The sequence below is a fragment of the Streptomyces sp. NPDC008238 genome (assembly GCF_042956445.1).
In the GTDB taxonomy this organism is placed as follows: domain Bacteria; phylum Actinomycetota; class Actinomycetes; order Streptomycetales; family Streptomycetaceae; genus Actinacidiphila.
Window position 1 is genome coordinate 1 of sequence record NZ_JBIBGK010000075.1, and the last position, 1,714, is coordinate 1,714.

At 66.3% G+C, this 1,714-nt stretch carries 1 protein-coding gene; it reads right to left on the minus strand.

Features of this window, described 5'->3' with window-relative positions; all coding sequences use genetic code 11:
- Positions 1 to 38 precede the first annotated feature (38 nt).
- Positions 39 to 1,520, minus strand: a complete 1,482-nt coding sequence (locus ACFZAU_RS41780) for a PP2C family protein-serine/threonine phosphatase (RefSeq protein WP_500556601.1) — start codon at positions 1,518 to 1,520, stop codon at positions 39 to 41.
- Positions 1,521 to 1,714: the final 194 nt, after the last annotated feature.

The following is a 1,714-nucleotide window of genomic DNA, read 5'->3' on the forward strand; positions in this document are numbered from 1 at the left end:
CGACACGACACACCATCCCTCCCGCCGAAGCACCAATCTCACGCCTGACCAGCGGAAACGCAGCTACCACCTTCGGAAAGACAACACCTTCTAAGGTTCCGTGCGCTCTGGACTGCGGTCCGGTCGCTGGGCAGCGTCCAGGAGGCGACCTGAGAGGGTTTGAGTGCTCGGGTCCGGACGAGGAGCAAGGTAGCGTCGTCACTGGGTGTCTGCCCCGGGAAGGGTTCCGTCGCGCAAGTGCAGAGTTCTTCCAGCGATCGATCTGGTTGTGCAAGGGCGGTACCCAGGCGCTGCATGCCCTCTTCAATGTCGTGGTCGCGGGTCTCGATCAGGCCGTCGGTGTAGAGGGCGATGAGGCTTCCTTCGGGCAGTTCCAGCTCTACTGCTTCGAAGGGGTCACCGATGCCGATGCCGAGGGGGGCTCCGGGGGGAAGGGCGGGGAAGGTGACCTGGCCATGGGGGTCGATGATCGCGGGTGGGGGGTGACCAGCCCGGGCCATGGTGCACACGCGGGTAACCGGGTCGTACACGGCGTACAGACAGGTGGCGCCTCCGATGACTGGGGACCCATCGGCGGCGTCGGCGTCCTCCTCGGTCAGTCGCTGGACGGTGTCGTCGAGATGGGCGAGCACTTCGTCGGGAGGCAGTTCCATGTCGGCGAGCGTGCGTACGGCGGTGCGAAGCCTGCCCATGCTCGCCGCGGCGTTGATGCCGTGCCCGACAACGTCACCAACAACAAGGGCAACGCGGGCTCCGGACAGAGGGATGACGTCAAACCAGTCACCGCCGACGCCGTGCTCCATGTCGGCGGGCAGGTATCGTGAGGCGGCTTCGACCGCCATGCCGCCCCTCAGGCCCTGGGGTAGCAGGTTGCGCTGCAGTGCGAGGGCCGCGGTGTGGCGGCGAGCGTATTGGCTGGCATTGTCCAGTGACAGCGCGGCGCGGCTGACCAGCTCTTCGGCCAGGAGTAGATCGCTCTCCTGGAACGGCACCGGGTCCTGGGTGCGAATGAACAATGCCGTTCCCAGCAGGGTGCGTCGGGCGCGGATAGGGACGATCATCAGGGAGTGCATGCCGTTTTCCCTGACTTTCTGCGCCCGTTCCGGGTCGTGGTCGATCCATGTACCCGGAGCGGTGTCCAGGGCCGGCTCCAAGTGGGGCTTGCCCGTACGCAGGACTTGGTCGAAAGGCGAGGCGGGTGGCACGGGGACCGCTTCGCCCCGGCGCCATGGTGATTCGGGAACCCCTTGGCGGACGGAGGCCAGGCCAGCACGTCGCAAAACGGGCAGGCGCTCGCCTGTCGGCCCGATGCGGACCGGCGGTCCTTCGCCGAACGGTATTGACTGCTCCAGGTCGAGGGCGACGTAGTCCGCGAGCAGGGGCACAGCGAGGTCGGCCAGTTCCTGACTCGTGTGCATGACGTCCAGAGTGGTGCCCAGGCGGGTGCTGGCCTCGCTCAAGATGGCCAGGCGTTCGCGCGCCCGGCGGCTCTCGGTGACGTTGACGCTGATGGTGCACACCCCCAGAGCCTGGCCGTCGGCGTCTCGGAGACAGAAGAACGAGGCCGCGAGTATGTGCTCACGGCGCGGACTCGTCGACTGCCACGGCCAGTACTCGAGCTGAACCGTTCCGGGTTCGATAGAGATCTCAGACGTTGTGTGTGACCTGGGGTTTCGTGGTTGTGAGGTAGTGGCGGGCTTCGTATTCAGCGGGT